The 744-nt window shown below is 55.9% G+C and carries 1 protein-coding gene; it reads left to right on the top strand.

Annotated features, from left to right (window positions below; genetic code table 11):
• Nucleotides 1–75 precede the first annotated feature (75 nt).
• On the top strand, nucleotides 76–744 hold a 669-nt coding region (locus NZM05_12635; protein MCS7014461.1), incomplete at its 3' end, for a hypothetical protein.

Raw genomic sequence — 744 nt, 5'->3', positions numbered from 1 at the left:
CGCCGCGCCAAGTGCTTTCGGGCATCTCGGTTTTCTTCTAACGCGGAGAAATTCAAACGAACTTTGAACGAAGCGATGCGGTCCAACGTCACTCAAACGAAGACTCTCAAAAAAAACGGCGCGGCGTTGCCGCTCCTGTTGCTGTCGTTTCTGGCGATAACGCCGTTCTTGAACGAAGCCCTTGCGCAAGACGGCAACATTCCCTTGAACCTCAAAAGCAACAACGCCAATCGCCGCGTTGGATTGCACAACGGCAACCGCATCAAAACCAAGTTTCAAAACGACGGATTGAGCGGCTCAAAGACCTTCATCGCGCCAACGCTTCCGACCTACGCTTGGCCCGTCAATGACAACGAATACATCTACGACCTGAACATCATTTTGGGCGTGGAAAAAACCTTCGTCGACACGTTCGTCTATAACAACCGCGACACCACCTCGACGCTTGGCACGCGCTGGCGCGGCGACCGCACGCCTGAACGCCGACCAAATCAAACCATTCCGCAACCCAGCGACTCGCCGTTTCAAAACGCCGTCAAGCTTCGCCGCATTGATTTCGATGCCGATGGCGACGGCACGCCCGACCCCGCCGTCGAAGCCACCATCACGGCGCGCTACGTAACCGTGCATCAAGGACCGCGAAACTCGCCCTATCGCATCGTCAACGGCGTGTTCGAAGGACTGCAACCCGTCGAAGGATTCTTCAATCCAAGCCAAGAGTATCCCGCGATGAGCCACATTCCA

The organism is Chloroherpetonaceae bacterium, from assembly GCA_025056565.1.
Classification (GTDB): domain Bacteria; phylum Bacteroidota; class Chlorobiia; order Chlorobiales; family Thermochlorobacteraceae; genus Thermochlorobacter.
Note: the sequence above shows the minus strand (reverse complement) of the source record. Positions and strands in the feature narration are given on the sequence as shown.